We start from the raw sequence: 23,974 nt of genomic DNA, 5'->3' as shown, positions 1-23,974 counted from the left end.
TAACTTCACATTTTGTCCATTTTCCTCACGCAACGCTTTTTCCTGACCCTCGTCGCCCTCATCGTGGGCTTCGTGGTGGCCTTTTTCCTACCCTGGCTGCTGGGACCGATGTACATCAGCCTGGGTGCGCTGACGGTGCTTACGCTGCTGGATGCCCTGCTGCTGTATGCGCCAGTAAAAGGCCAGCTCAACCCGGTATTCGGCCGGCGCGTGCTGGGCGACAAGCTGGCCAACGGCTCGGAAAACGACGTGCGGATTTTTCTCGAAAACCACTACCGCTTCCCGGTGCGCACGGAGACGATTGACGAGATTCCGCACCAGTTTCAGCGGCGCGATGTGCTGTTCAAAACCGCCATTGGCGCCGGCGAAACGCAGGTGATTCACTACCAGCTGCGGCCGGTGAAGCGCGGGGAGTATGAGTTTGGGGCGCTGAATGTGTACGCGGCTTCGCCGCTGGGGCTGCTGCGGCGGCGCTTCCGCTACGAGCAGGGGCGCGTGGTGCCGGTGTACCCGTCGTTTCTGCAGATGCGGCAATACGAGCTGCTGGCCATCCACAACCGGCTGACGGAAGTGGGCGTCAAGCGCATCCGTCGCGTGGGGCACAGCATGGAGTTTGAGCAAATCCGGCCCTACGTGCCCGGCGACGACCCGCGCAGCATCAACTGGAAAGCCACGGCCCGGCGCAGCGGCACCGGCGCCGCCGACGCGCTGGTGGTGAACCACTTTCAGGACGAGCGGGCCCAGCAGGTATATTGCCTTATCGACAAAGGCCGGGTGATGCGCATGCCTTTCGACGGGCTAAGCCTGCTCGACTACGCTATCAATGCCACGCTGGTGGTGAGCAATATCGCGCTGCTCAAGCACGACAAGGCGGGCCTGGTCACGTTCTCGAACCGGCCTGGCGCCGTGCTGGCCGCCGACCGCCGCCCTGGCCACCTGCTAAAGCTGCTGGAAATCCTCTACCGCCAGAAAACCAGGTACCTCGAAACCGATTTCGAGCTACTCTACGCCACCGTGCGGGCCAAAATCAAGCAGCGCAGCCTGCTGATTCTCTTCACCAACTTCGAAACCCTGCACAGTATGCAGCGGCAGTTGCCTTACCTGCGCCGCCTGAGCAAGGACCATTTGCTGCTGGTGGTATTCTTCGAAAACACCGAGCTGCGCACCTACCTCGACACGCCGGCCAGCTCGACCGAGGACGTGTACAACCAAACCATCGCCGAGAAATTTGCGCAGGAAAAGCGGCAAATTGTACTCGAATTGCAGCGCTACGGCATCTACTCGCTGCTCACGGCACCGCAGGATTTGACGGTGAATACCATTAATAAGTATCTGGAATTTAAAGCCCGGGGATTAATATGACAGATTTCACGCAGAGGTTCGCCAAGGTCAACGCCGCGGTTCGCAAAGGTCTTCAAAGCATCTTCAGCGCACCTCGGCGGCTTTCCCCGGCGCGCCTCGGCGGAAATTTTTTTCTGCTCTGCCTGCTTTTTTCCTGCTCGGCCAAGGCGCACAACCTGCTGCCCGCGCCCACGGAAATGAGTTGGGGCAAGGGCCGCCTGAACCTGAAAACCCAGTTGCGCCTGGAGCTGCCCGCCACTGCCGACTCCAACCTGCGCAAAGCCGCCGAACAGGCCCTCACTTTCATTCAGGGACCAGGCAAGCCGGTCAGCGGGCCGCTGCTGCAGATTCGCTACGGCCGCGTGGGCTTGCCGGAAAAACTTGACGAAGAGCGCTATTCGCTGCGCGTGACGCCGATGGGCGTGAGCATCGATGCGCCGACCAGTCTGGGGGTGCTGCGGGCGCTGGCGACCTTGCGCCAACTGCCCGTTACCGAAAAAAAGCTGCGCTACCTGCCCGAGGTTGACATTCGGGACCAGCCGCGCTTTGCCTGGCGCGGGCTGCTGATGGACGCGGCCCGGCACTTCATGCCGCTGCCCGTCATCAAGCGCAACCTGGACGGCATGGCGGCAGTGAAGCTCAACGTGCTGCACTGGCACTTGTGCGACGACCAGGGCTGGCGGGTGGAAAGCCGCCTGTTTCCGCGCCTGCACACGGTGGCCGGCGCCAACGGCTACTACACCCAGGCCGAGGTGCGCGAGGTGGTGCGCTACGCGGCGGCGCGGGGCATTCGGGTAGTGCCGGAGTTCGACCTACCGGGGCACGCCGGGGCGCTGGTGACGGCTTATCCGCGCTTGGCCAGCAACGACTCCGTCAAGACCCTGCCGGTGCGCTGGGGCGTGCTCAACATTGCCATCGACCCCACCCGCGAATCGACTTACACCATGCTCGATTCGCTGCTGACGGAGATGAGCGGGCTGTTCCCTGACCCCTATTTCCATGTGGGCGGCGATGAGAATGACGGGCGGCAATGGCGGCGCAACCCGCGCATTGTGAGCTTTATGCGCGAGCATCGCATGTTTAAGGCCGACAGCCAGACTGTGGACAAGCACCGGCTGCAAACGTATTTCAACCGTCGCATTCTGCCCACGCTGCAGCGCAATGGGAAAATTATGGTGGGCTGGGATGAAATTCTGGGGGCCGACTTGCCCAAGGAAGTAGTTATCCAGAGCTGGAGCGGCAAGAAGGGCGTGACCCAGGCCGTGCAGCTGGGCCACCCCACCATCCTGTCAAACGGTTATTACATCGACCTTAACTTCCCGGCCGCCACGCATTACACCAACGACCCGCTGCCGGCGGGCACCACCCTCACGCCGGAGCAGCAGCGGTTGGTGCTGGGTGGCGAGGCCACCATGTGGGCCGAATTTGCCGATTCGGTGATGGTGGACTCGCGCATCTGGCCGCGGGCGGCGGCGGTGGCCGAGCGGCTGTGGTCGGCGCAGGCGGCTACGCAGGACGTGCCCGACATGTACCGGCGGCTGAACGTCGTCTCGGTCGAACTGGACCGGCTGGGCCTGCGCCACCGCCGGGTACCGCCGCTGCTGCTGCAGCAAATGGCCGTGCCCTTCGATGCCGCACCATTGCGCACGCTGGCCGAGGTGCTGGAGCCGGTGAAGGAGTACAAGCGCCATTTCCAGGGCTTTAAATACACCACCGAAACGCCGCTCAACCGGCTGGTCGATGCCGCACCGGCTGAGTCAGAAGTGGCGCGGCGCTTTGCGATGCTCGTGGATAGCGTGGTGGCGGGCGGCGGGCCGTTGCAGACGGGCGCCGGGCGGCAACGACAGCTAATGAGCTTGCGGACGCAACTGCTACTGTGGCAGGCCAACGAAACCAGCCTGACGCCGATACTGGCCCTCAACCCGGCTTTGGGCGAGTATGCGCCGCTGTCGAGCCGCCTCACGGCCGTCTCGAAGCTGCTGCTGGAGCGCCTGGTGCAGCTGGAAAAAGGACAGACGGCCCCCGCAAGATGGGTAGCGGGCGCCAAGGCCACCTTGGATGACGCGCAGAAACCGGCCGGGCAAGCAGAGCTGGCTATTGTGAAGGCGGCGCGTAAGCTGGCGGGGATATAAGGCTAGCGCGAACCGTAGGTTGCCGTCAGGCAAGCTCCAGCTGCCCCGCTAGCCTACCTTTGTGCTATGAAAACTGCCCTTACCCGCGCCCTGGCCTCGCTTGATTTCACGGCCATTGACTTCGAAACTGCCAACGAGCAGCGCGCCAGCGCCTGCGCTGTGGGGGTGGTGCGGGTACGCGGCGGCCAGATTGTGGAGGCTTACGAAACCCTGCTGCGCCCCCGCGAGCTGCGCGTGGATTGGCGTAACTACCAGGTGCATGGCATTGCGCTGGAGCAGCTGCGCGACGCGCCGACGCTGGCCGAAATATGGCCCGAGCTCCTGCCCTACCTGCACGAGCAGGCGGTGGTGGCGCACAACTCGGCCTTCGATGTGAGCGTGCTCGAATACAGCTGCCGCGATTTTGGGGTGCCCATTCCGTCGTTTCACAGTTTGTGCTCGGTAAAGCTGGCCAAGGCCGTGTGGCCGCAGCTGGGCAGCCACCGGCTCAATGTCTTAGCCGATTACTTCCAGCTGGAGCTCGACCACCACGACGCCCTGAGCGACGCCCGCGCCTGCGCTGAAATCACGGTGCGGGCCTTCCGGGCGGGGGTGGAGCTGCCGCTGTGTTTCAAGCAGCGCGAGCTGACGGCGGGCCTGGCCCGACGCCTGGGACAGAGCGTGCGGCGGCGCTAGTTGGCGGCCGGGGCGGGGAAATGCTCCTGGATTACCTGGCTGATTTTTTCCTGCGTGAGCGGCTTGCTCAGGAAGCCGGCAATGGGCAGCTGCTCCATGCGCTGCACATCCTGCGGGTGCAACGATGTGGTAAGCACCACGATAACGACGCGCTGCTGGCAGTCGAGCGGCAACTGCTCGTAGGCGGCCAGAAATTCGAAACCGTCCATGACGGGCATTTTCACGTCCAGCAACAGCAGGGCGGGCGTGGCGACGGGCGCCGCCTGCCGGCAGCGGTCCAGCAAGAGGCTGAGGGCCTGCTGACCATCCTGTGCTACTTCGATTACATCGGTAACGGCCAAGCGTTCCAGCAGCTTACGATTGAGGTAGTTGGTGGTTGGGTCGTCGTCGACGAGCAGGACAGAGGAGAGCTTTTGCATGAAACGGCCGACTACCTCTCTGGTGAACGCAGTAAGGGGGTCAGGCTGACAATACGTACTTCACGCAAAAAGGTAGGTAATTAACGCGGAAAAAAGATTGAAAAAGTGGAGCCTTCGCCCAATGCACTGTCCACGACGATGTAGCCGCCGGCGTTGCCCACCATTTTCTTCACCATGTAGAGCCCGATACCGGACCCTTCGACGTGGGTATGGAAGCGCTGGAACATGCTGAATATCCGCGGCTGCTGCGCCGCCGTGATGCCGAGGCCGTTGTCCGCCACAAGCAGGGCGGTGTAGTCGGCGCCGGGGCGGCAGGTGATGCGTATTTCGGGGTGGCGGTCGGGGTGGCGGTATTTGAGGGCGTTGCTGACGAGGTTGTAGATGATGGAGCGCAGATTCTTGACGGAGAAGGACACGGTGGGGCAGGCCTCGACGTCGACCAGCAGCGTGGCGCTGGTTTCGGCCAGCATCGGCGCCAGGTCGAGGCGCACGTCGCGGATGACGTCGGCCAGGCGCACGGGCTCGGGGTGGTAGTCCTGGGCTTGCTGCACCCGCGAGACGTCGGTGAGGTGGCCGATGGTAGTGCGGAAACGGTCCACGGCGCCCTGCATGAGGTCCAGAATCATATTGACATCGCCGGGACGGTTGGTGGGCGGCAGCTCGGCGAGGAGGGTGTGCAGCAGGCCTTCGATGTTGGTAATGGGCGCTTTGAGGTCGTGGCTGGCGGTGTAGACGAAGGTATCGAGGTCGGCGTTGGTGCGGGTGAGGCGGTTGTTGGTGCTGCCGAGCTCGTCATTGGAAGCCTGCAGCTCCTCGTTGGTGGCGGCCAGCTCTTCGTTGATGACGGCCAGCTCTTCGTTGAGCTCCTGCACCTGGCGGCGGGCCAGCACCTGCTCCGTTACGTCGTTGGCCACTACTATCACGCTGGTAAAGCGGCCATCGGGCTGGCGCAGCGGCTGGTAGACGAAGTCGTAGAAGCCGGTTTCGCCGGGCTGGTGCTGGGCCGTCTTTATTTCGCGCTCGTGGGCCACGAAGGGCACGCCGGTGCGCCGCACCTCGTCGAGCAGCTCGCGCAGGCCCTGGCCGCCAAGCTCGGGCAGGGCCTCGAAAAACGGCTGGCCGACCACTTGCGCGGGCGAGTAGCCCAGGAGGGCGCCCATTTCTGAGTTGAGGACCTCCAGCTGATACTCCTCGCCTTCGAACACGCAGATGGCCACCGGGGCCTGCTCGAACAGGTCGTTGAGCTGGCGCTGCTGCTGGGCGCGCTGCTGGCGGGCCAGGGTCTGGCCGGTGACGTCGTAGGCAAAGACGGAGATGCCGACGACGGCGCCGGCTTCGCGGAAGGGCTGGTAGGTGAAGTTGAAATAGAACGTGCGGGGCGGCTGGCCGTCAGGCTGGGCTACGCTGAGGGGCAGCTCGTTGCCGTAGTAGGTTTCGCCGGTCTGGTACACGCGGTCGAGCAGGGCCACGAAGCCTTGCTCGCTGGATTCGGGCTGCATTTCGGCGATGGTGCGGCCGTGCATGCGGCGGTCGGGGAAGAGCTGCTGGTAGGCTTCGTTGAAGTATTCCATGCGGTGCTCGGGGCCGCGCAGGATGGCCAGCGCGGCCGGGGTTTGCTCGAACACCTGGTAGTAGGTTTCGCGCTCCTGCACGAGGCGCTGGGCGCTGGCGAGCAGCTCGGCTTGCAGGGCTTCGTTGCGCAGGCGGGCCTGCACCGAGGACGTCACCTCAAACACAAACACTAGCAGGCCATCAATCTGGCCGGCTTCGTCGTAGCGGGCCTGCTGGATGAAGTTGAAATACCGGTCTTCGACCACCCCGTCCTCGGGGCGGGTAAACTGGACGAGTTCCTCCTGCTCCTCGTTGGTGCGGCCGCTGGCATACACCCGGCGCAGCATGGCGTACACGGGCTGGTCGGCGATTTCGGGCATGGCCGCCAGGATGGGCAGGCCCTGGAGCTGGCGGGTCGGGAAAATCTGCTGGTAGCCGGGGTTTACCAGCTCAAACACCATCTCCGGCCCGTCGAGAATGCAGATGCCGGCCGGGGCCTGCATGAAGAAGCGTTCGAGGCGGGCGCGCTGGCGCTCGGCTTCGGCCTGGGCCTGCTGGGCCGAGCGGGTGCGCTCGGCGACGCGGGCTTCGAGGGCTTCGTTGGTGCGGGCCAGCTCGTCGTTGAGGAGCTGGGTTTGCTGGCGGGCCACTACCTGCGGGGTTACTTCGTAGGCGAAGACGAGGATGCCGTCGATGGTGCCCTGGGCGTCGCGGCGGGCCTGGTAGGTGAAGTTGTAGTAGCGCTTTTCGAGGTTCTGCAGGCCTTCGTTGTGGTGGTCGAGCTGCACGAGCATCTCGGTGGCGAAGAAGGGTTCGCCGGTTTGGTAGACGCGGTCGAGCAGGGCGAAGATGGGCTGGCCGGCCAGCTCGGGCATGGCTTCGGCAATGGGCTTGCCGATGATGGGCCGGTCGCCGACCAGGGCCTGGTAGGGCGGATTGACGAACTGGAAGACGTGCTGCGGGCCGTCGAAGATGCAAATCATGGCCGGGGCCTGCTCGAACATGCGGTAGAGCTGCTGGCGCTGGCGCTCGGCCTCGGCCCAGGCGGCGCGCTCGCGGGCCTGGCTCTCGCGCAGGGCGTGCTCGGCGGCGGTGCGGTCGTGGTCGGCGGTGTCGGTGAAGCTCACCACCAGCTGCCCGCCGCTGCGCCGGGCGGCGAGGTGGAAGTAGTTGTCGAGGCCGTCGTGCTGGTAGTTGACGTTGTAGCGGCCGGCCTCGCCGCTCAGGAAGGTGTCGCGGTAGAAGGCGAAAATGCCGGCCTCGATGGCGCTCGGGTAGAGCGTGAGGAAGGTATCGGTGGGGCGCTCGGGCAGGGCCAGCATGCGCTGGGCGCTGGGGTTGAGGTAGTCATAGGCGAGGTCGCGGATGGTGCGGCCGTCGGCGGCGTACACGGGCCGGAACAGGATGACGCCGGTCAGCGACACGTCGAGCAGGGCGGTTAGCAGGTCGTCGTCAGAGGAAGCGGCGGGAGTGGGCACGGACGTCATAGCTGAGCGGTAGGCAAGGCGAGTTGTAAAACTACGACGGGGCTGGTAGTTGGCGGGGGTCGGTTGAGCGTTGTATTGGCCGGTTGAGTGTTGTATGGGTCGGTTGGGCGGTGGCAGGCACAGGTTGGGTGGTGGCAACGGTGCGCATGCGTTGGATTGACAAAGTTGGGCCGTGGCAACGTCCGGTTGGGCGGTGGCGGCGGCAGTTGGGCCGTGGGAATGAGAAGTTGGGCGGTGGCGGCAGCGGTTGGGCGGTGGCACCGAAAAGGAGGGCCGTGGCCGCGCTGCCCACGGGTTGTACAGCCTGGTTGGGCAGTGGAAACCGGCGGCAACTTAAAAAAGAGGACAGTGCAAGCGGTTGCCGTTTGGTTATACTGCAACTTTCTGTACATTAGCCCACGAATTTCCCACCTTTACCTTCTGTTTTTATGAAGAATGACCTCATTGAGTCGCGCAATCGACGCGACAACTCGCTCCTCGGCTTTCTGAACAGCAAGCTGGGCCGCTACACCGACATCGAAACGGATGTGGCCCCGCTTCGGGCCCGCCTGGCTGCCAACCAAACCAAGGTGAACGGCGTGGTGCAGCAAGTGCTGGGAGCCGATGCCACTGACAGCAGCGGGCGCACGCGCGGCCTGCGCGGGCAGCTCACCGACATCCTGTTGCGCCTGATACGCGGCTTGCGGGCGGAGGGCCTCAGCACCAATAATACGGACTTGATTGCACGCCTGCCCGACCGTCCGAGCGCGCTGCGGCGGCACCTGGGCGGCACCACGTTTGCTGAGGAGGCGCGCCGCCTGCTCGACCTGGGCGCGCCGCTGGCCGAGGCGTTGGTGAGGCGCCGCTACCCCCAGGCGCTGAACGCGCAGGCCGAGGGCTTACTGAAGCAGTACAATGACTCACTGGTAGACGGCCGCGAAACCGACAACGACGGCAGCACCGGCCGCCAGATGCTGGAGCGGCTGATTAAGGACAATGAGCGGATTAAGAAGGCGCTGGCGGTGTTCTTCGCGCTGTATCAGGACGATGAGGACGAGGCCGACGTGTACGACTTGTTTCGGGCGGCGGCCAAGGTGGTGCGGCGCGGGGGGCAGGAGGGGCCGCGGGAGACGCCGGGGGCGTAGAGCGAAGGAAGTGGTTGCAATGCAGCCACTTCCTTTTTTGTTTAATCCATTTTACTTACACAGCATATGGAATTCCTAGAACAAAAACTCTTTTCAGCTGGCGGCACATACAATCCTACTTTTTTCAAAATGCATGTTGGATGCGACAATTCTTTAGATGATTTGGCCAACCTAACAGATATTGAACTCTGTTTTTACTTCCACGAGTACATCCATTTTTTGCAAAACACAACAACAACTTATGGACTACTTCATTCATGCATAATCATCAACTACATCAAATACGCCAATGAAGTCGTAAGGAATAGCACATCTTCCGAGTTCAATGTCCCCATTGAGCCCATTAGCGACTTGTATGGCATTAGATTCAACCTTGATTCTTATAGTGTTTACCAAGGCATGTCCCATAACATTGGCTCCATTTCTTCTAATCAAATACAGGATATCAATCGAGTAGATTCTATTGTTCCTGACCCAATGAATCTAGGGAATTGTCTTAAAAAAATTCAAGTCACCTTTAGTAACAGTAACGAGCCTTATGACTTTGGAGCGACATGCATAATGGAAAGCATGGCTTACATAGCAGAGGACTTAATGTTCCCAAGTCTTATTGGTGTAAACAATTTTCTTTATAACTCAGCCGAACTTGTAACGCAAAAAATATATCCACAACTTACTGTAGACCGACTAAATGTATTTGCCCTTTGTGAGGTCAGCCTTATGATGTATCACCCTGCACTTGCATTCTTTGACATATTATACCTCATGAAAAATGAAAATTTTATACCATCATCACCTAGAGAAGTCTATAATTTCTTAGCTAGAATTAAAATCACCCACGAAGGCAAAGAAAAAGACGCCGTTCAACTTCTTATTGATACTGGAAATAAAGCAAGACAGTATTTACAAGATTTATTTACCGCCGACATTTTTGACAATAATAGACAATGGGCTAATTTATTAATTTATAATGCTGTCAGTGTTAGACTGAACAGGTACTTTTTTTTGATTGACCTATTACAAGCGGGCGACTTAAGGAACAATAATCATTTTGCTGATTTGCTCAATATTATTGGCTCTCCTATAACCACGAATAATTCTGACGACATGTTTTTTCATTTGGGTGATACATCAGAAATACCCGCTCTAAATTCAAAAACAATAAGAGTTGACCTTTTCTGGGCACTTCATCAGATATACTTATTATTCTTGGGAAAACAAAGGTCATGTAAGATGCGAGTATTCTGTAGTGAGATGTGTAATGAGAAGGGAATTCCCGATTACACAGACACTAGGTGCATAGAAAATCCATGGGAAAGAAGCTCTGATAAAGAATTATGCGCTTATGGCCAAATTTGGAAAATGTGGGGACTTACTGGAAAAGTACCTGTATTCCCAACAGCCTAAAACAGCACCGCCACCTGCATGCGGCCGGTGTGCACAATCTTCACCCCATTGGCCTTACGGCCGTCGTAGGCCACGGTGATGTTGAGGCCGTTGCTGAGGCGCTGCTCCACGTTGAGGTTCCAGGTGTAGTTGGCGCCGGGGCGTAGGGCGTTGAGGATTTCGAGGCCCACGACGGAGTTTTGCTCGCCCACGAAGGTGACGCCGGCGTAGCGGGCGGTGGCCGTGATGGTGCGCTTGCCCACCTGGCTAAGGCGGGCTTCGAGGCCCAGCTCGTCGAAGGTGCCGCGGGTGCCCGTGGTGTCTTCGGCGTAGGTGTTGCGCTTGGTGGTGTGCAGGTAGGTGGCGGTGAGGCGCAGGGCCGTGACGGGCTGGTAGCTGATTTCGGGCTGGGCGGTGTAGAGCAGCAGGCGGTAGTTGCGGGTGGCCAGGTAGGTGCTGGCCGCCTCGCGGATTTCGCGGGTGCCGGTGAGGCGGCCGGTGAAGGTGGTGGACAGCGTGCGCCGCACCAGCAAACTTTGGGTGGTGAAGTTGCGCAAATCGGAGCCCTGCGAGAGCAGCGTTTTCTGCTGGTTTTGCTGCAAGGTCAGCTCCGAGCCGAAGATGGGATTGGAGCGGTTGAAGTAAAGCGTATTGCGAAAGAGCTGATTAAACGCCAGCAGCTGGTCCGATTCCTTGTCATAGCTCAAGGGGTTGAGGCGCGAGGTGAGGTCGGTATCAGTGGTGCGGCGGTCGACGGTGATGCTGGTGAGGGTGGCGAAGCGCGAGGCGGCGGCCTTCCAGCCCCCGGCTTCGCGCCAGCCGCGCGGGGCGGCCGTGGTGAGGCGGTAGCTGAGGCGGTTGGTGAAGGCCAGCACGTAATCGGCGGTGGTGAGGTACACTTTGATGTAGGTGCGGAACTGCGCGTCAGCGGTTTGGGCCTCGAAGAACTCTTCTTTTTGCTGGCGGCCGTCGCCGTTGGTGTCCACGTAGTAGTGGGTGCCCTGGCCGGCGGGCACGGCCAGGAAGGAGTAGTCGCGCTTTTGCTCGCGGCCGGTGGCCACGCTGTAGGTCAGCTCCGAGCGAATCTGGTTTTGCAGCAGCCCCACGTTGTAGCTAAGTTGGCCGAGCACGGTGCGGGCGCGGGCCGAGTCGCGGGCCGCGAGGTCGCGGTAAGTGGCCAGCAGGCGAATATCCTGGGTTTTGCCGATGCGCGAGGCCAGGGTACCCTGCCAGGTCTGGGCCTCGCCGCGCAGGGCCAGGGCGGTTTGCTCGGCGGTGGGGGCCTGGTCGCGGCGGTAGCTGTAATCGAGGCGGAAGCTGGTGCGGGCCGAGTCGCGGCTTTCGATGAACACGTTGTGCTCGTCGAAGTAATTGGCCGAGCGCACGGTGTCGCTGCGGGCAGCCTGCACGCGGTTTTTGTCGAAGCGGTAGGTGTAGCCGGGCACGATGCGGCCGCTCACGAAGCGGCCGGTGGCCTCGCCCCGGGCCCAGTCGGAGTGGAAGCGTCCGGCCTCCGAATTGAGCAGAAACAGCGAGCCGCGCAGCTCCAGGTTGCCCAGCTTCTGGGCGCCGTCGAGCCAGTGCTGCAGGCCGTTTACCTCGCCGGGGCGGAAGCGGCGGCTCAGGCGGTAGTTGAAACTGTTGTTGGCATCCTTTACCACGCCCACGCTGAAGTTTAGGATATTGTCTTCGCGGGCGGTGGTGCCGGTGGTGGTGCTGGTCGTGCTCCAGTTGCGGTCGAATTCGATGTCGCGGTAACGGTCGATGGGCGCGAATTTTTCGGTCGTGTACTCGTAATCGAGCGTCGAGCGCAGGCGGTAGTTTTTCAGCAGGCCGATGCCGCGGATGCGCCTATCCTGCATGGCATAGCCCACGCGCACGGCGCTGCCCTGGTCGGCAGCGTCCGAAAACCGGTTGCGCTCCAGCCGCGAGCCGGCCGCATCCACGAATACCGTCGTGCTGCTGTCTACCCGGAAGCTCACGCCGCCCGCCACCATGCGCTTGAGCAGCGGCGTGGGGATGCGGCGCACCGGCCGGTAGCGGCCCAGGTTGGGGCCCACGTAGCTGTACACGCGGCCGTTCACGTTCAGCTCGGTCGTGCTTAGCTCGTAGTCGCCCAGGCCCTGCCCCACGTCGGTGAAGCGCACGTTGTAGACGTCCCGCGTCGAGTCGGGCGGGTAGGTGAAAGCCTTCGTGACCGGGTCCTGGTTATACTGCACTACGGTGCGGTTATAAGCGCCCAGCTCGCCACCGGCCGTTTCGGCCACGCCCACGTTGCCGGCCCGGCGCAGCACCACGCGGTCGGTGTCGTTGAGGTTGAGGTTGGTGGCGTTGTCGGGGTTGTCGGCCTCCTGGTAGAAATTGGCGCGCACGCTCAGCCGGTTCTGCTGCTGGTAGTGGCTGATGGCGTAGAGCGAGCGGGCGTAGTTGAGGTCGGAATACTCGAAATCGACCTTCAGGCGCGAGTTGCGGGTGATGAGGTGGCGCGGCGTGAAGGTCACCTCGGCCAGGTTGTAGTCGATGGTGTAGTCGGCGTCGAAGCCCCGGGTTTGCAGGCGGCCGTCGAGGTACACCTTCTCCGAGTTGGCCAGCACGATGATAAACTGCTCGCCATTGGGCCCGGTCAGGCGGTAGGGCCCCTGCACGTTCTCGATGGGCGCAATGTCGATGCTGGCAAACTTGCCCTTGGCCACGCCGCCCGCCACCGTGGTGGAGGAGCGCCATTTGCCGAACACCGAGTTGATGGTGTTGCTGCGCAGCGGCGCGCCCGCCCCGGCGGCACCGGGCACGGCGGCGCTGGTTTCGCTTTTTTCGCCTAGGCCGCCGGTGCCGCCCAGGGGGCGGTTGGGGTCCGTGAGCTGGGGCTGGCTCACGGCGGGCGGGTTCAGCGACGAGGGCGCGGTGGTGCTGCCGGGCGTCATCACCAGGCCGTTTTGCAGGAACGTGTTGTTCGCTACGCCCTGCGTAGCGCCTCCGCCCAGGCCCAGGATGGGCGGCCCGAAGTTGGCCTCGGCCGCCGCGCCCTGGATGTTTTTGTAATAGCGCAGGAAGTAGTCGGGCTTGTTGCGCAGCACCACGTCGCCGGCCGTCAGGTTCCAGGTCGGGTTGATGAGCGTGATATATATTCTATCGAACTGCTGCAGGCTCTGGGTATTGCCCTCCGGCTGGAAGGGCACGCTCTGGTCCGAAATAGCCGCCGTGAGCTGGATGTTATCCGAGAGCTTGCCCTCCAGCTGCAGGTTCAGGGCCGAGTTCACGAACACGTTCTGCGTATTGCCGAAGCTGATGCCCCGCGCCAGGTTACCCGTTTTGCTGATGCCCGGCGTGCTCAGAATCTGCTCCTTTACCGAGAAATCTTCCATCGTAAACACGCGTCGGCCGAAGTCGAGGCTGTCAATCAGACTCTGGGGCCGGCGGTAGCGTGGAGCGGTGAGGCGCAGAGGCAGCACCCGGTAGCAGAGCAGTACCGAATCAATTTTATCGCCGTTGCGCAGGAACTGGTAGCGGTCGGTGCGCGGGTCGTAAGCCACCGAGCGGCCATTGGCCGTCACCGACGAGGGCACGATGGTCAGGGAATCGGTGAGGGCAAAGCTGGTGGTGTCACGGCCGGGCGTCAGGCGCAGGTAGCGGCAGCGACGGGTGCTGGGCGGCGCGGTTTCGGCCAAGGCGGCGGGTTTCTGCTGCGCCCGGGCTGGTTCGGCTAGCATCGTCAGTGCCGCGATGAGCAGGCCCACGAAGGGGAAGCACAGACGGTAGCGACGAATCATGCAGTAAAGGTCGGGAACGGCAGGGCCACAACGCAGCGAAGGGGCTTTTCGTGCCCGCGCAATTAGTGGGCCGGGGGTTAACTTTACGTATCACCCTAGCCGTTTGCTATGACAGTCGCTACCCGTCGTCAGTTCGACTTAGACCGGACTTTCTCTTATGCCAACATGCTAAAGTGGCAACAGTTGCACCAGGTGGTGTTGTCAACTATTACCAATATCATACGCCAGTATCTTAAGGGCAGTATCGGTCAGGCATTTGTTGCTCCCTTCGATGTACGCCTGACCACCAACGGCGGCAACAGCGACCAGCAGATTACCACCGTCGTGCAACCTGACATTTTCGTAGTGTGCGACCGCAGCAAGCTTGACGACCGTGGCTGCCTGGGTGCGCCCGACTGGATTGTAGAAATCGTGTCGCCGGGCAATACCAGCCGCGATACCAAAACTAAGTTCGACCTCTATGAGGAAAGCGGCGTAAGCGAATACTGGATAGTGTATCCGGGCTTAAAATCGGTGGCCATTTACGTACTTGACAATGGGCAATACCGTCTATCGGCCGAGTACGCTGAGCCCGGCCCGGTGCCCGTGGCTACGCTGCCAGGTCTGGCGCTGGAATGGGAAGAAATATTTGCTGAATAAGGCCTTATCCTGCCAGCGGCAGCTCAATAAAAAACGTCGTCCCCTCCCCCACTACCGTCTCAAACCATATTTTGCCGCCGGCGCTTTCGATGCCGCGCTTGGCCACCGCCAGCCCGATGCCGGAGCCGCTTTCCTTGGTGGTGAAATTGGGCACGAATACTTTTTCCTGCACTTCCTCGGGAATGCCGGCGCCGTTGTCGCGGATGGTGACGCGCACACTGCCCGCGCCCACCGTCTCCAGCGCCACCGCAATGTGCGGAATCCGGTCGGCGGGCACGGCCTGCCGGGCATTGATAAGCAGGTTGTTGAAAGTGCGCACCAGCAGGTTTTCATCAGCAAAGACGACGTAGCGGCAGGTATCGGCATCGTCGGGCAGGCTCAAATCCAGGGAGCCGTCGGCGGCGTCGGGCTGGTGCAGGCCGGTGCAGCGCCGCAGGATGGGCGCCACGTCGAGGCGCTCGGGACGCATGGTGGGCAGGTTGGTGAAGGTGCTGAAGCTGGTGGCAATGTCGCTCAGCACGTCGATTTGGGTGATGAGCGTTTGAGAAATGCGGCCGATGAGCTCCTCGGCGTTGGGGCGGCGCTCGTTGATGGCTTTCTGTAAGAACTGGAGGCTCAGCTTCATGGGCGTGAGCGGATTCTTGATTTCGTGGGCTACCTGCCGGGCCATTTCGCGCCAGGCAGCTTCTTTTTCCTGGGCGGCCAGCTCTTGCTTGCTGGCCTCGAGCTTGGTAAGCATAGTATTGTACTCGCGCACCAGCAGGCCGATTTCGTCATCGGAGGATTGGTAGGTCAACAGCTCGTTTTCGCCCGTTAGGGTGGTGTGGGTCAGCTTCTCGGCGATGAGCTTGAGGGGGGCCGTGAGCTGCCGGGCCGCCACAAAAGCCAGCCCCAGGAACAGCAGAAACAGCAGTGTGAAGATGTTAAGAATAGTCGTAAACAGTTCCGTCAGCTTGGTATTCAACTCTTTCTCCGAGTCGAAAAACGGAATCCCCACGTAGCCGACAATGGGGCCAGTAGCGGCCGCCGACTCGTCGGCAGTGCCGGGCAGCTCGGCCAGCACAGCGGCAGTGCTTGAATCGGCCGCTGCGGCGGCACCGCCCGACTGTCCGCGAATCAGCCCCGCCACGCTGCCGCTGGAGGCACGAAGCGGCAGGTACAAGGCATTGAATGACAAAGAACCCGCCTGCTCCGTGAGCAGGGCCCGCTGCTGGCCGCGCTCGCGCAGGGCCACCACGGCCTGAGGGTTTAGCAGCGGCCCCAGCAGGCCCGCCTCGAAAATGAGCGGCTGGCTGCTGGCCAGGAGTTCGCCGCGCGCATCGTATAAGTTCAGGTCGGTCTCGGTGAGTGTGGCCACGTTGCGCACCACGCTCAACAGGCGCGACTGGCGGGTCGAGTCGCCCAGCAGGTTCTGGCGGCGGCGCAGGCTTTCGAGGGCCAACTGGCCGCGGCGCTCGTAGGCTTTGGCCAAGTCGCGCTGGTAGGCGGCAATAAGCTGGCTGGCCGTGGCCACGCTCACCACCAGTAGCGGAATCACAATGCCCGCGTTGAGCAGCAGCTGAATACGGGTGCTGAAATTGAGCCGGAGCCGCCGGGCTTCCGAGCCGCGCACCAGCAGATACAAGCTGCTCAGCAGCAGCCAGAAAATTGCCCCCGACAGAAACTGGAAGGAAAAATTGGCCAGCCAATCCGCCAAAGAGTAAGTGGCCGTCGTCACCACCACCGTGCGGCCGGCCGAGCCGCGCACGGCCAGGTGATGGAAGCCATTTACCACCACGCCGCCACTGTAGAGGCGCGGCTCCTGCAAGCGCGCCGGCATAAAGTCATTACCGTAATCGAAATCGCCTTCGCTGTACACCAGCTGGCCGTGGTCGTAGCCCGCGTAGCTGAGCTGGGTAGCCATGCCGGGTTCGGAGAACTTTTGGTCAACCAACAATTCCGGCAATACGCTGTAAGCGCTTAGCTTCTTCAGAGTCAACTCCACGCGCACCGTGCCCAGCACCGGACCGACGCCGCCCGCCGGGGCCCCCACCGTGGCCAGCGCCAGGTAGCGCCGCGAGCTAAACGAATTAGCCGAGCGTAGCAGGTAGATGCCGGGCTGGTCAGTTTGGGTGGCATTTTTTTGCAAATAAGCCTGCAAGGCCGCCAGCGAGGGGGTGCGCTCACCACGACCAAGGGGTTGGCCGGCCGCATCGTAGAGGCTGATGCTGCTTTCGTATTTGTCGAAATAAGCGCCGAGGTACTGCCGGGCCACGCGCCGCCGGATATTCTCCGGTTGGCTGAACGCGCTGAGCAAGGAACGCCGAACAAACGGGTCAGCGGCAATTTCCTGAATTCGCTCGCCCAGCAGAAACTCGCCCTGGAGGTCATTATCAACCAACAAGTTACTGGCAATTTGCTGCTTATCGAGCAGCAGCTGCTTTTCAAAGTGCCCGTACAGCGCCAGCGCCCCCGTGGCCGAGGCCAGCGCCAACAGCAGCACCAGCAGCACCGACGTCTGGTAATTGCCCGCCGTGGGGGCCGCTTGCAGCCCCACAGCCCGTACCAGCGCCGCAAACAACAGCAACACCCCCAGCAGCAATACCCACGGCTGCCCTAGGGTGAGGCCCAGCGCCAGCGCCAGCAGCGCCGCCAGCCCTGGTCCCAGCAGCAGTGCCCGGCGCGACAAATGCTGCAGCACCGCACCCGTCAGTTGAGTTAATAGAAATAAGGCTGTTAGATACGCCCCGGTATGCAGCAGCACCGCCAGGGCCAGCCCCAGCCGAAAGCCCGTTACCTGAATGCTGCGCGTCACGTCCAGGCTAAGCTGCGTGCTGCTGAAGGCGTCGGAATAATACGAAAACAACGAGGCCAGTAATCCGCAAAATGCAGCGCCGATACCTACCAATGCCAAGGCCTGCCCCGGCAACGTACGCGGTGCCCGCACCCGGGCCAGCACGCGAAAATGCCCCCACAGCAGCACCAGTCCATACGCCAGCAGTAGGGCTAGCAAGGAGTTTAGCAGTAAGTCGCCCAGCGACGGCGCCCACAACGAAACCGCATACACCCGGGGGTCAAACAGCGGCAGCTCGATAAATGAGTACGGTAGCCCCAGATACAGCAGCACTCCTCGAAGCAGCCCCAAGGGCAGCACCAGCGCCGCCACGGCTGCTACTCCCCGACCAGCCAGCCACCAGCGGCGCGCCAGCAGCAGCCAGCCGGCTGCATACAGCACTATCCCCAGCACCAGCAGCGCCAGCGGCACGTATTGCCCGGTCAGCGGGTTAGGCTGCAAGCGCCTGATGGAAAACAGGTAGCGCCCATCGGCGGCTTCGAAGCGCGGTAAGTTACGGGCGGCGCTGTCGGTTACCACTTTCAATTCCAGGCCGCGAAACAGCGACTCGGCCCCACCATCGCGCAGGTAGCGGTTGTTGATGCCGTAGTGCCGCTTCAGCGGCACGTACGTCAGCACCAGGTAGCGCCCGGCCATGCGCCGCAACAACAGAAATTCCCCGAAGGCATTTTTCACCATCCGCTCAGCCGCCGGGCCGCTGGTAGCGTCGTTCTCCGGCCGCAGCGTAGCATCAGACCAATAGCGCAACTGCCCGTTTTCGAATACGAACGTGGGGTAGGTACTACGGGCCAGCAGCGGGCCAAAAGCGTACTTACCCTGGGCTAGCTGGGCGGCCACGGTATCGGCATCGCGGCGGGCGGTGGCTTCGGCAGTGCGCACCAGCTGTTGCAGGCGCGTCACGTCGGTGCGCTGCACCACGCCCGGGTTCTGGCCGTAGCGGCCGGTGAGATAACCACCGGCGAAGCATAGCAAAGCGGCCATCAGCAAGGCTAATGGTCCCCAACGCCGCGCAGGTAGTAGGTCGCTCACTCGAAACACGTAAACTGAAGCGCAACAAAAATGCCGCCAATTGGCGGCATTTGCGGCTTTTTGCCGAATTATTCTGCGGGCCGACGGTTAGGCTTTCGCCGTTTTCGGGTGCGTGCGACGATACCAGAAATAGCCCACTGCGCCCATCAGCACATACGGAATGCTCATCATATAGAGAATACCCTTGTTGAGGCCGGTTACGTCGTAGTCGTCCTTTTCGGCGCGGGCAGCTTCCACTTGCGTCTTGCACATCACGCACTGGGCTTGCGAAGCCATTGGCAGCAGGCTGAGCAGCAGAGCAATAGCCAGAGTAAAAAATCCGAGGAGCGTGTGCTTTTTCATAGGTAATGGAACACGTTTTAAGTGGTTAAGTTCGCCGCTTAAGTGTAGTAGGGCGAAATCATAAAGTACACGATAACCCCAGTCACCGACACATAGAGCCACACCGGAAAGGTCCAGCGGGCAATGCGTTTATGCTTGGTGTACTGGCCGGTAAGGGCGAAGTATAGCGTAAAAAGCACCAGTGCTACCGTTACCACTGCCAGGCTGATGTGCGTCAGCAGTAGAAAGAAATAGACCAACCGGATGGTGCCAACGCCGCCAAAATGAGTGCTAGGTACTTGCGAATGGTAGGCCACGTACGACAGCAGGAAAAGCGCGCCAAAGGCGAAAGCTGTGCCCATCATGGCACGGTGTGCCAGCACATTTTTCTGCCTGATGAAATAGAAACCCGTCAGCAGGCACACAGCAGTCAGCGAATTGAGTACGGCATTCACAGCCGGCAGAAACTTCACCTGTGCTCCCGGAATGCGGAAGGTTTCGGGGAAATAGTAAAGCACGGCCACCAGCAGCGGCACCACCGCGCCCAGCACGCCCATAATGATTTTGTAGCGGGTATAATCGGCCGGGTCCAGTACCGGCGGGCGCAGTTGTTCAGTGGGGGTGCTCATAATCGTAGAGTTGCACAGTAATTTCAGTTAGCAGCCGGTCGATATCACGGCCGTCGCGGCCGTCGTAGATGCCGCGCACCCGGCGCTGGCGGTCGACCAGCAGCAGGCGGCCGGCGGGCACGTTGGCGGTGTACACGGCACCAGGCAGGCGCTTGGGGTCGGCAGTGAGGCGGAACTCCTGTTTCAGCAGCTGCTGCAGGGTATCAGCATTGGCGGTAAGGAAAAACCACTTGCCCGCGATGGTACCATACTGCTCGGCCAGCTTGGTGAGCGCAGTAGCAGGCGGGGCGGTGGTCACGAAAGTGACGAGGCGCACTTCCGGCTCGTGGCGGAATTTCTCCTGCACCCGCAGCAGCTCGCGCGCTACCAAAGGGCTGGCCGCATCGTCGCTGTAGAACTGGGCCACGTAGAGGCCGCGGCCCAACTCGTCGCTGCTCACGGCCCGGCCGGCGGAGGAGCGCAGCCGAAACGGGGCGACCTGGTGAAAAACAGTATCGCGCCGCCACTTACCCACCACTTGCGTCGAATCGACGCGGTCGGGCAGGTAAGTGGGCAGCGCGTAACGGTTTGTGCCAAAGCGGTACAGGAACAAAAAGGCCAGTACCGGCACCAGTAGCAAAAGGCCCAGCAACAGGGTTTGGCGGGGCCGCATCGATTAGCTAAACATGTGGGCCAGCACCTCGCCGATGGCCGAGCCTTCGGTGATGAGGGCTACCAGCAGCCATATCAGCAGCGAGGTAGGCACCAAAATGGTCCAGATGAGCCCCTTCGTCTCATGCTTCAAGTGCATGAACTCGGCCACGATGAAGAAGGCCTTGAAGATGGTGAGGATGATGAAGATGGTATTGCGAGCCGTGCCCGCGTTCATGAAGAACACGAACACGAACTCCAGGGCCGTGATGCCCACCAGCACCCAGAAAGTTTTCCAAATCCAGCCGGTGTTGGGTTTGGCGATTTCGCCAGGGGCGAGGTCGTGGTCAGTAGTTGCGTGAGCAGCCATAAAAATGTCATTCTGAGCGCAGCGAAGAATCTAATCCCGTTTGCGCCGTTAGAGGTTAGTTGAGCTGAAATATCGGAGCGTGATAAGATGCTTCGTTCCTCAGCATGACAGGATTAAACCAAGTAGAAGAAGGTGAACACGAACACCCACACCAGGTCCACAAAGTGCCAGTAGAGGCCGATTTTCTCAACCATTTCGTAGTGGCCGCGCTTGTGGAAAGTGCCGTTGGTGGTGGCGATGAAGCACCAGATGAGCAGGCAGACGCCCGAGAATACGTGCGTGCCGTGGAAACCAGTGATGAAGAAGAACAGGTCGGCGAAGAGCACCGGGCCGTACTGATTTACGGCCAGATTGGCGCCGTGAACCACGGAGCCGTCGGCCATCGTCAGGCCTTTCTCGGTACCGTGGATGAAGTGGGTCCACTCCCAGGCCTGGCTACCGAGGAAGGTAGCGCCGAAGAGGATGGTCCAGAGCAGCCATTTCTGTACGTCGGCTTTGTCCATGCGGTGGCCGGCTTCTACGGCCAGCACCATGGTTACCGAGCTGAAAATGAGAATCATCGTCATCAAGGCCACGAATGCCAGCGGCAAATCGACGCCGTGCAGGCCGGGGAAAGCATTGAAAACCTGGTCGGGCACGGGCCACCAGCGCGTGCTAGCGAAGAACTTACCGGGACCGGCAAACACTTCGTGCTTGTGGCGGATGAAGCCGTAGGTAGTCAGGAAGGCGGCGAAGGTGAAGGCATCCGAGAGCAGGAAGAACCACATCATGAGCTTGCCGTAGCTCGCTTTGAAGGGTTCGTTGCCGCCGTCCCAGGTGCCGGTGCGCGGCGCATCGAGGGTAGCGGTAGCAGAGGGGGCGTGGTGGGCCATAGAAGACAGCAAAAGGGCGTTTTAGTGGTTCAAAAGTAGGAACAAATACAGGTACAACCAAAGGCCGCCCAGGAAGTGCCAGTACAAGGTAGCGTTGCCAATGGAGAGCATGGCACGCGAATGCACCTGATACTTAACGGTACGCAGCAGCACAACGGCCACAAAAACCAGTCCCGTAATCAGGTGAAAAGCGTGCACGCCCATGAGCACGTATACGAAAGAGCCGGAAGGATTGGCATCGGCGCCGCCGAAAAAGGTGCGCCCGGCCACCAAGTCACCCCAACTGATAAACTGCCCGGCGAGGAAGGCCAGGCCCAACGCCAAGGTCAGCATAAGGCCGATTTTTACGCGGCTCAGCTCGTCTTTTTTGGCCGAAAACCAGGCCCACTGCATGGTGGCGCTGCTCAGGGCAATGATGATGGAATTGATGAGCAGCGAGGCCGGCAGGTCGAACTCGCGCCAGTTGCCCTCGTCGCGCCGCACAATGTAGCCGCTGGTGAAGGCAGCAAACATCATCACGATGCTGAAGATGAGTAGAATCAGGATAACGCGCTTCGGGTGCCAGCCAAGGCCGACTTCTTTTTCGGACAGGATTTCGGGATTCATAGGATAGTCAAATGAGTAATGAACAACTGGCAATGAGCAATGAACGGGAGGCGTTGAAACAAAAGAATACTTATTGCCAATTGTTCATTACTCATTGATTATAACTTATCCAGCACCAGCGCAATCTGCACAATCGGCAGATACAAAAAAGAGGCAAACATGATACTCAGTGCCGCCTTGCGCGACTGCCGCCGCATGAGCTGCACCGTGAGCAGGAAAAACAGCACGCCGCACACCACCGCCACCAGCGCCGACCATTTGCCGGAAATGTTGAACACCAGCGGCAGCAGGCTGAGCGGAATGAGCAGCAGCGTATAAGTCATTATTTGAAACGCCGTGCGCAGGTCACGGTTCCCCGGCGAGGGCAGCATTTTGAAGCCCGCCCGCTTATAGTCCTCGTCGGCTACCCAGGCAATGGCCCAGAAGTGCGGAAACTGCCACATAAACTGAATGCCGAACAGCACCCAGGCCTCCACGCCGATGTAGCCCATGGCTGCTACCCAGCCAATCAGCGGCGGTAGCCCGCCCGGAATGGCCCCGACGGCCACGCAAACGGGCGAAATCGTCTTGAGCGGCGTGTAAATGAAGCCGTAGAGAATAAGCGACAGCAGCGACAGCGCGGCAGTGAGCGGGTTGAAACAGTAAGCCAGCAAAGCCAGGCCCGTTACCCCCAAAAGCACGCAAAAAACCCAGGCTTCGGCGGGCGAGATGATACCGAGCGGCAGCGGACGCCTGGCGGTGCGGTTCATCAGCTTATCCAGCTCCTTTTCGTGGATTTGGTTGATGATGTTGGCCGAGCCCGTTACGAGCAAGCCACCTATCAGCACCAACGCCGCCTGCAGCCAGCTGAAATCCCGCGCCCCGAGCATGTAGCCGATGGCGCTGGAAAACGCCACCGTGAGCGAAAGCCGGAATTTAAGCAGCTGAAAATAGGCGCGGGCCTTACTCATCAAGGATGGGGCTAGGGAAATCAATTGGGCCAGGGCCAAACCGGGCTGCAAAGTTACGCAACAACGCGTTGGGGGGCACCCTGCGAATCGGGCATTTGTGAGGCTTTTCGCAGCTCACCCACGCCCAGCAGCAGCAGGAACTGCGTACCGAAAATGATGGTGGCTAGCGTGAGGTGAATGGGCTGTACGGCTGCGGGCAGGGCGAACCCAGCCAGGATGAAACCGGCGAGGATTTCCAGCGCAATAAGGCTCATAGTAGCTCCAACCAGTCGCTGCAGACGCCGTTGGGCCAGTTGCCACACCTGGTAGCCGACGTACACGTTTGCCAGCAGCACAATGGCCGAGAAGGTACGGTGCCAGTTGAATACGTGGCCCAGGCGGGCAATCCAGTTTTCGCGGCCAGTGTAGCCCACCGCCGCCGACACCATGTCGATTTCTTCCCGCACCTGCGTACCGAGCAGAATCTGCACGAAAGTCAGCAGCAGCAGCACCCAGATGCCGAATTGCAGACCGGTGTAGGATTGGGGCGCATGGGCCGGTATTGATGGCTGAAAAGCGGGCACAGTATTTCCTCTCCCACACCGCGCCCGGTCTACCGCGTAGAGCAGGATGGCCACAATCACCAAGGCCAGCGCCATGTGAATGGTCACCATCACCGGCAGCAGGTTGGTTGATACTACCAATGAGCCCAGCCAGCCCTGCACACCCGTCAAAATGAACGAGGCAAAGGCCAGCCAGAAAATCGTCGCGTCGCGCCGCCAGTACGGCAAGGCAAACACAACGGTCAGAAACACGAAAATCCCAATCAGCGCGCCCAGCAGTCGGTTCACGTATTCAATCCAAGTTTTGACGGGGTTGAAGTCGGTTTCGATGTACTGCGTGGGGTGATTAAAAATCTCGCCCGCCACCTGCTTGAAGCCGAGCTTTTGCAGGGTGCGCGCCAGCTTCTGGTTTTTGGCCACGCGCTGGGCGGTGTATACTTCCTTGTAGTTGGCCGGTAGCTGGCTGATGTGCGTGGGCGGCACCCAGGTGCCGAAGCACTTGGGCCAGTCGGGGCAGCCCATGCCGGAGCCGGTGCTGCGCACGATGCCGCCGACCAGGATTAGAAGGTAAACCGCCCCGACCGTCAGCAGGCCCACGAAGCGGAAACGTCGAACAGCAGCGTCTTGCATTGTTCTTCAAAAAAGGCGGTGTTGGCTACAAAACCGCCGGG

The 23,974-nt window shown here is 60.9% G+C and carries 18 protein-coding genes; 6 read left to right on the top strand and 12 right to left on the bottom strand.

The genetic code is table 11. The features are described 5' to 3' along the window. Positions 1–12 precede the first annotated feature (12 nt). The 3 genes from Q5H93_RS19450 (at position 13) to Q5H93_RS19440 (ending at position 4,148) form a co-directional block, all read left to right on the top strand. Positions 13–1,362, top strand: coding sequence for a DUF58 domain-containing protein (locus tag Q5H93_RS19450; RefSeq protein WP_305008325.1), 1,350 nt, complete (start codon positions 13–15; stop codon positions 1,360–1,362). Further along, complete coding sequence (locus Q5H93_RS19445; protein WP_305008324.1) at positions 1,359–3,473, top strand: beta-N-acetylhexosaminidase; 2,115 nt, start codon at positions 1,359–1,361, stop codon at positions 3,471–3,473. The genes Q5H93_RS19450 and Q5H93_RS19445 overlap by 4 nt, the downstream gene beginning before the upstream one ends. 66 nt (positions 3,474–3,539) lie before the next feature. Beyond that, complete coding sequence (locus tag Q5H93_RS19440; RefSeq protein WP_305008323.1) at positions 3,540–4,148, top strand: 3'-5' exonuclease; 609 nt, start codon at positions 3,540–3,542, stop codon at positions 4,146–4,148. Here Q5H93_RS19440 and Q5H93_RS19435 read toward each other — a convergent pair. Both Q5H93_RS19435 and Q5H93_RS19430 read right to left on the bottom strand, forming a co-directional pair. After that, complete coding sequence (locus tag Q5H93_RS19435) at positions 4,145–4,567, bottom strand: response regulator (protein ID WP_305008322.1); 423 nt, start codon at positions 4,565–4,567, stop codon at positions 4,145–4,147. The genes Q5H93_RS19440 and Q5H93_RS19435 overlap by 4 nt on opposite strands. A gap of 80 nt (positions 4,568–4,647) precedes the next feature. Continuing rightward, positions 4,648–7,605 (bottom strand): PAS domain-containing sensor histidine kinase, encoded by a 2,958-nt coding sequence (locus Q5H93_RS19430; protein ID WP_305008321.1) that lies wholly within the window; start codon positions 7,603–7,605, stop codon positions 4,648–4,650. A 428-nt stretch (positions 7,606–8,033) separates the two neighbouring features. Between Q5H93_RS19430 and Q5H93_RS19425 the strand changes: the two genes are divergently transcribed. Both Q5H93_RS19425 and Q5H93_RS19420 read left to right on the top strand, forming a co-directional pair. Further along, entirely contained in the window at positions 8,034–8,729 is a 696-nt protein-coding gene (locus tag Q5H93_RS19425; RefSeq protein WP_305008320.1) for a hypothetical protein, read from the top strand. A gap of 66 nt (positions 8,730–8,795) precedes the next feature. Next, positions 8,796–10,136 (top strand): hypothetical protein, encoded by a 1,341-nt coding sequence (locus Q5H93_RS19420; protein WP_305008319.1) that lies wholly within the window; start codon positions 8,796–8,798, stop codon positions 10,134–10,136. Here the strand turns inward: Q5H93_RS19420 and Q5H93_RS19415 are convergent. Beyond that, positions 10,133–13,882 (bottom strand): DUF8818 domain-containing protein, encoded by a 3,750-nt coding sequence (locus tag Q5H93_RS19415; protein WP_305008318.1) that lies wholly within the window; start codon positions 13,880–13,882, stop codon positions 10,133–10,135. The two genes, Q5H93_RS19420 and Q5H93_RS19415, sit on opposite strands and share 4 nt — an antisense overlap. A 108-nt stretch (positions 13,883–13,990) precedes the next feature. Here Q5H93_RS19415 and Q5H93_RS19410 point away from each other — a divergent pair, with 108 nt between their 5' ends. Beyond that, positions 13,991–14,521 (top strand): Uma2 family endonuclease, encoded by a 531-nt coding sequence (locus Q5H93_RS19410; protein WP_305008317.1) that lies wholly within the window; start codon positions 13,991–13,993, stop codon positions 14,519–14,521. A 4-nt stretch (positions 14,522–14,525) separates the two neighbouring features. Here the strand turns inward: Q5H93_RS19410 and Q5H93_RS19405 are convergent, their stop codons facing one another. From Q5H93_RS19405 to Q5H93_RS19365, 9 genes are all read right to left on the bottom strand, one after another. Next, positions 14,526–18,335, bottom strand: coding sequence for a sensor histidine kinase (locus tag Q5H93_RS19405; protein WP_305008316.1), 3,810 nt, complete (start codon positions 18,333–18,335; stop codon positions 14,526–14,528). A gap of 135 nt (positions 18,336–18,470) precedes the next feature. Next, the gene (locus Q5H93_RS19400; protein ID WP_305008315.1) at positions 18,471–18,725 is read right to left on the bottom strand and encodes a hypothetical protein; all 255 of its coding nucleotides are present in this window, start codon (positions 18,723–18,725) and stop codon (positions 18,471–18,473) included. A gap of 38 nt (positions 18,726–18,763) precedes the next feature. Continuing rightward, positions 18,764–19,333, bottom strand: a complete 570-nt coding sequence (locus Q5H93_RS19395; RefSeq protein ID WP_305008314.1) for a DUF420 domain-containing protein — start codon at positions 19,331–19,333, stop codon at positions 18,764–18,766. After that, positions 19,317–19,985, bottom strand: a complete 669-nt coding sequence (locus Q5H93_RS19390; RefSeq protein ID WP_305008313.1) for an SCO family protein — start codon at positions 19,983–19,985, stop codon at positions 19,317–19,319. The genes Q5H93_RS19395 and Q5H93_RS19390 overlap by 17 nt, the downstream gene beginning before the upstream one ends. 3 nt (positions 19,986–19,988) lie before the next feature. Then, positions 19,989–20,333, bottom strand: coding sequence for a cytochrome C oxidase subunit IV family protein (locus Q5H93_RS19385; protein ID WP_305008312.1), 345 nt, complete (start codon positions 20,331–20,333; stop codon positions 19,989–19,991). A 113-nt stretch (positions 20,334–20,446) separates the two neighbouring features. Further along, entirely contained in the window at positions 20,447–21,205 is a 759-nt protein-coding gene (locus Q5H93_RS19380) for a cytochrome c oxidase subunit 3 (protein ID WP_305008311.1), read from the bottom strand. A gap of 21 nt (positions 21,206–21,226) precedes the next feature. Further along, on the bottom strand, positions 21,227–21,811 hold the full coding sequence (locus Q5H93_RS19375) for a cytochrome c oxidase subunit 3 (protein WP_305008310.1): 585 nt from the start codon (positions 21,809–21,811) through the stop codon (positions 21,227–21,229). Positions 21,812–21,909: 98 nt separating this feature from the next. Next, positions 21,910–22,761 carry a heme o synthase gene (cyoE, locus tag Q5H93_RS19370; RefSeq protein WP_305008309.1) on the bottom strand — a complete coding sequence of 284 codons (852 nt, stop codon included), beginning with the start codon at positions 22,759–22,761 and terminating at the stop codon, positions 21,910–21,912. A gap of 53 nt (positions 22,762–22,814) precedes the next feature. Beyond that, on the bottom strand, positions 22,815–23,933 hold the full coding sequence (locus tag Q5H93_RS19365; protein ID WP_305008308.1) for a COX15/CtaA family protein: 1,119 nt from the start codon (positions 23,931–23,933) through the stop codon (positions 22,815–22,817). Positions 23,934–23,974 lie beyond the last annotated feature (41 nt).

Source organism: Hymenobacter aranciens, assembly GCF_030580865.1.
Lineage (GTDB): Bacteria > Bacteroidota > Bacteroidia > Cytophagales > Hymenobacteraceae > Hymenobacter > Hymenobacter aranciens.
Note: the sequence above shows the minus strand (reverse complement) of the source record. Positions and strands in the feature narration are given on the sequence as shown.

What these genes read in the sequence shown, in the direction of transcription:
- Q5H93_RS19440 (WP_305008323.1), top strand. Translation starts at nt 3,540, where the DNA reads ATGAAAACTGCCCTTACCCGCGCCCTGGCCTCGCTTGATTTCACGGCC.
- Q5H93_RS19425 (WP_305008320.1), top strand. Translation starts at nt 8,034, where the DNA reads ATGAAGAATGACCTCATTGAGTCGCGCAATCGACGCGACAACTCGCTC.
- Q5H93_RS19420 (WP_305008319.1), top strand. Translation starts at nt 8,796, where the DNA reads ATGGAATTCCTAGAACAAAAACTCTTTTCAGCTGGCGGCACATACAAT.
- Q5H93_RS19405 (WP_305008316.1), bottom strand. Translation starts at nt 18,335, where the DNA reads ATGGCCGCTTTGCTATGCTTCGCCGGTGGTTATCTCACCGGCCGCTAC.
- Q5H93_RS19375 (WP_305008310.1), bottom strand. Translation starts at nt 21,811, where the DNA reads ATGAATCCCGAAATCCTGTCCGAAAAAGAAGTCGGCCTTGGCTGGCAC.
- Q5H93_RS19430 (WP_305008321.1), bottom strand. Translation starts at nt 7,605, where the DNA reads ATGACGTCCGTGCCCACTCCCGCCGCTTCCTCTGACGACGACCTGCTA.
- Q5H93_RS19410 (WP_305008317.1), top strand. Translation starts at nt 13,991, where the DNA reads ATGACAGTCGCTACCCGTCGTCAGTTCGACTTAGACCGGACTTTCTCT.
- cyoE (WP_305008309.1), bottom strand. Translation starts at nt 22,761, where the DNA reads ATGAGTAAGGCCCGCGCCTATTTTCAGCTGCTTAAATTCCGGCTTTCG.
- Q5H93_RS19380 (WP_305008311.1), bottom strand. Translation starts at nt 21,205, where the DNA reads ATGGCCCACCACGCCCCCTCTGCTACCGCTACCCTCGATGCGCCGCGC.
- Q5H93_RS19415 (WP_305008318.1), bottom strand. Translation starts at nt 13,882, where the DNA reads ATGATTCGTCGCTACCGTCTGTGCTTCCCCTTCGTGGGCCTGCTCATC.
- Q5H93_RS19445 (WP_305008324.1), top strand. Translation starts at nt 1,359, where the DNA reads ATGACAGATTTCACGCAGAGGTTCGCCAAGGTCAACGCCGCGGTTCGC.
- Q5H93_RS19385 (WP_305008312.1), bottom strand. Translation starts at nt 20,333, where the DNA reads ATGGCTGCTCACGCAACTACTGACCACGACCTCGCCCCTGGCGAAATC.
- Q5H93_RS19365 (WP_305008308.1), bottom strand. Translation starts at nt 23,933, where the DNA reads ATGCAAGACGCTGCTGTTCGACGTTTCCGCTTCGTGGGCCTGCTGACG.
- Q5H93_RS19435 (WP_305008322.1), bottom strand. Translation starts at nt 4,567, where the DNA reads ATGCAAAAGCTCTCCTCTGTCCTGCTCGTCGACGACGACCCAACCACC.
- Q5H93_RS19400 (WP_305008315.1), bottom strand. Translation starts at nt 18,725, where the DNA reads ATGAAAAAGCACACGCTCCTCGGATTTTTTACTCTGGCTATTGCTCTG.
- Q5H93_RS19395 (WP_305008314.1), bottom strand. Translation starts at nt 19,333, where the DNA reads ATGAGCACCCCCACTGAACAACTGCGCCCGCCGGTACTGGACCCGGCC.
- Q5H93_RS19390 (WP_305008313.1), bottom strand. Translation starts at nt 19,985, where the DNA reads ATGCGGCCCCGCCAAACCCTGTTGCTGGGCCTTTTGCTACTGGTGCCG.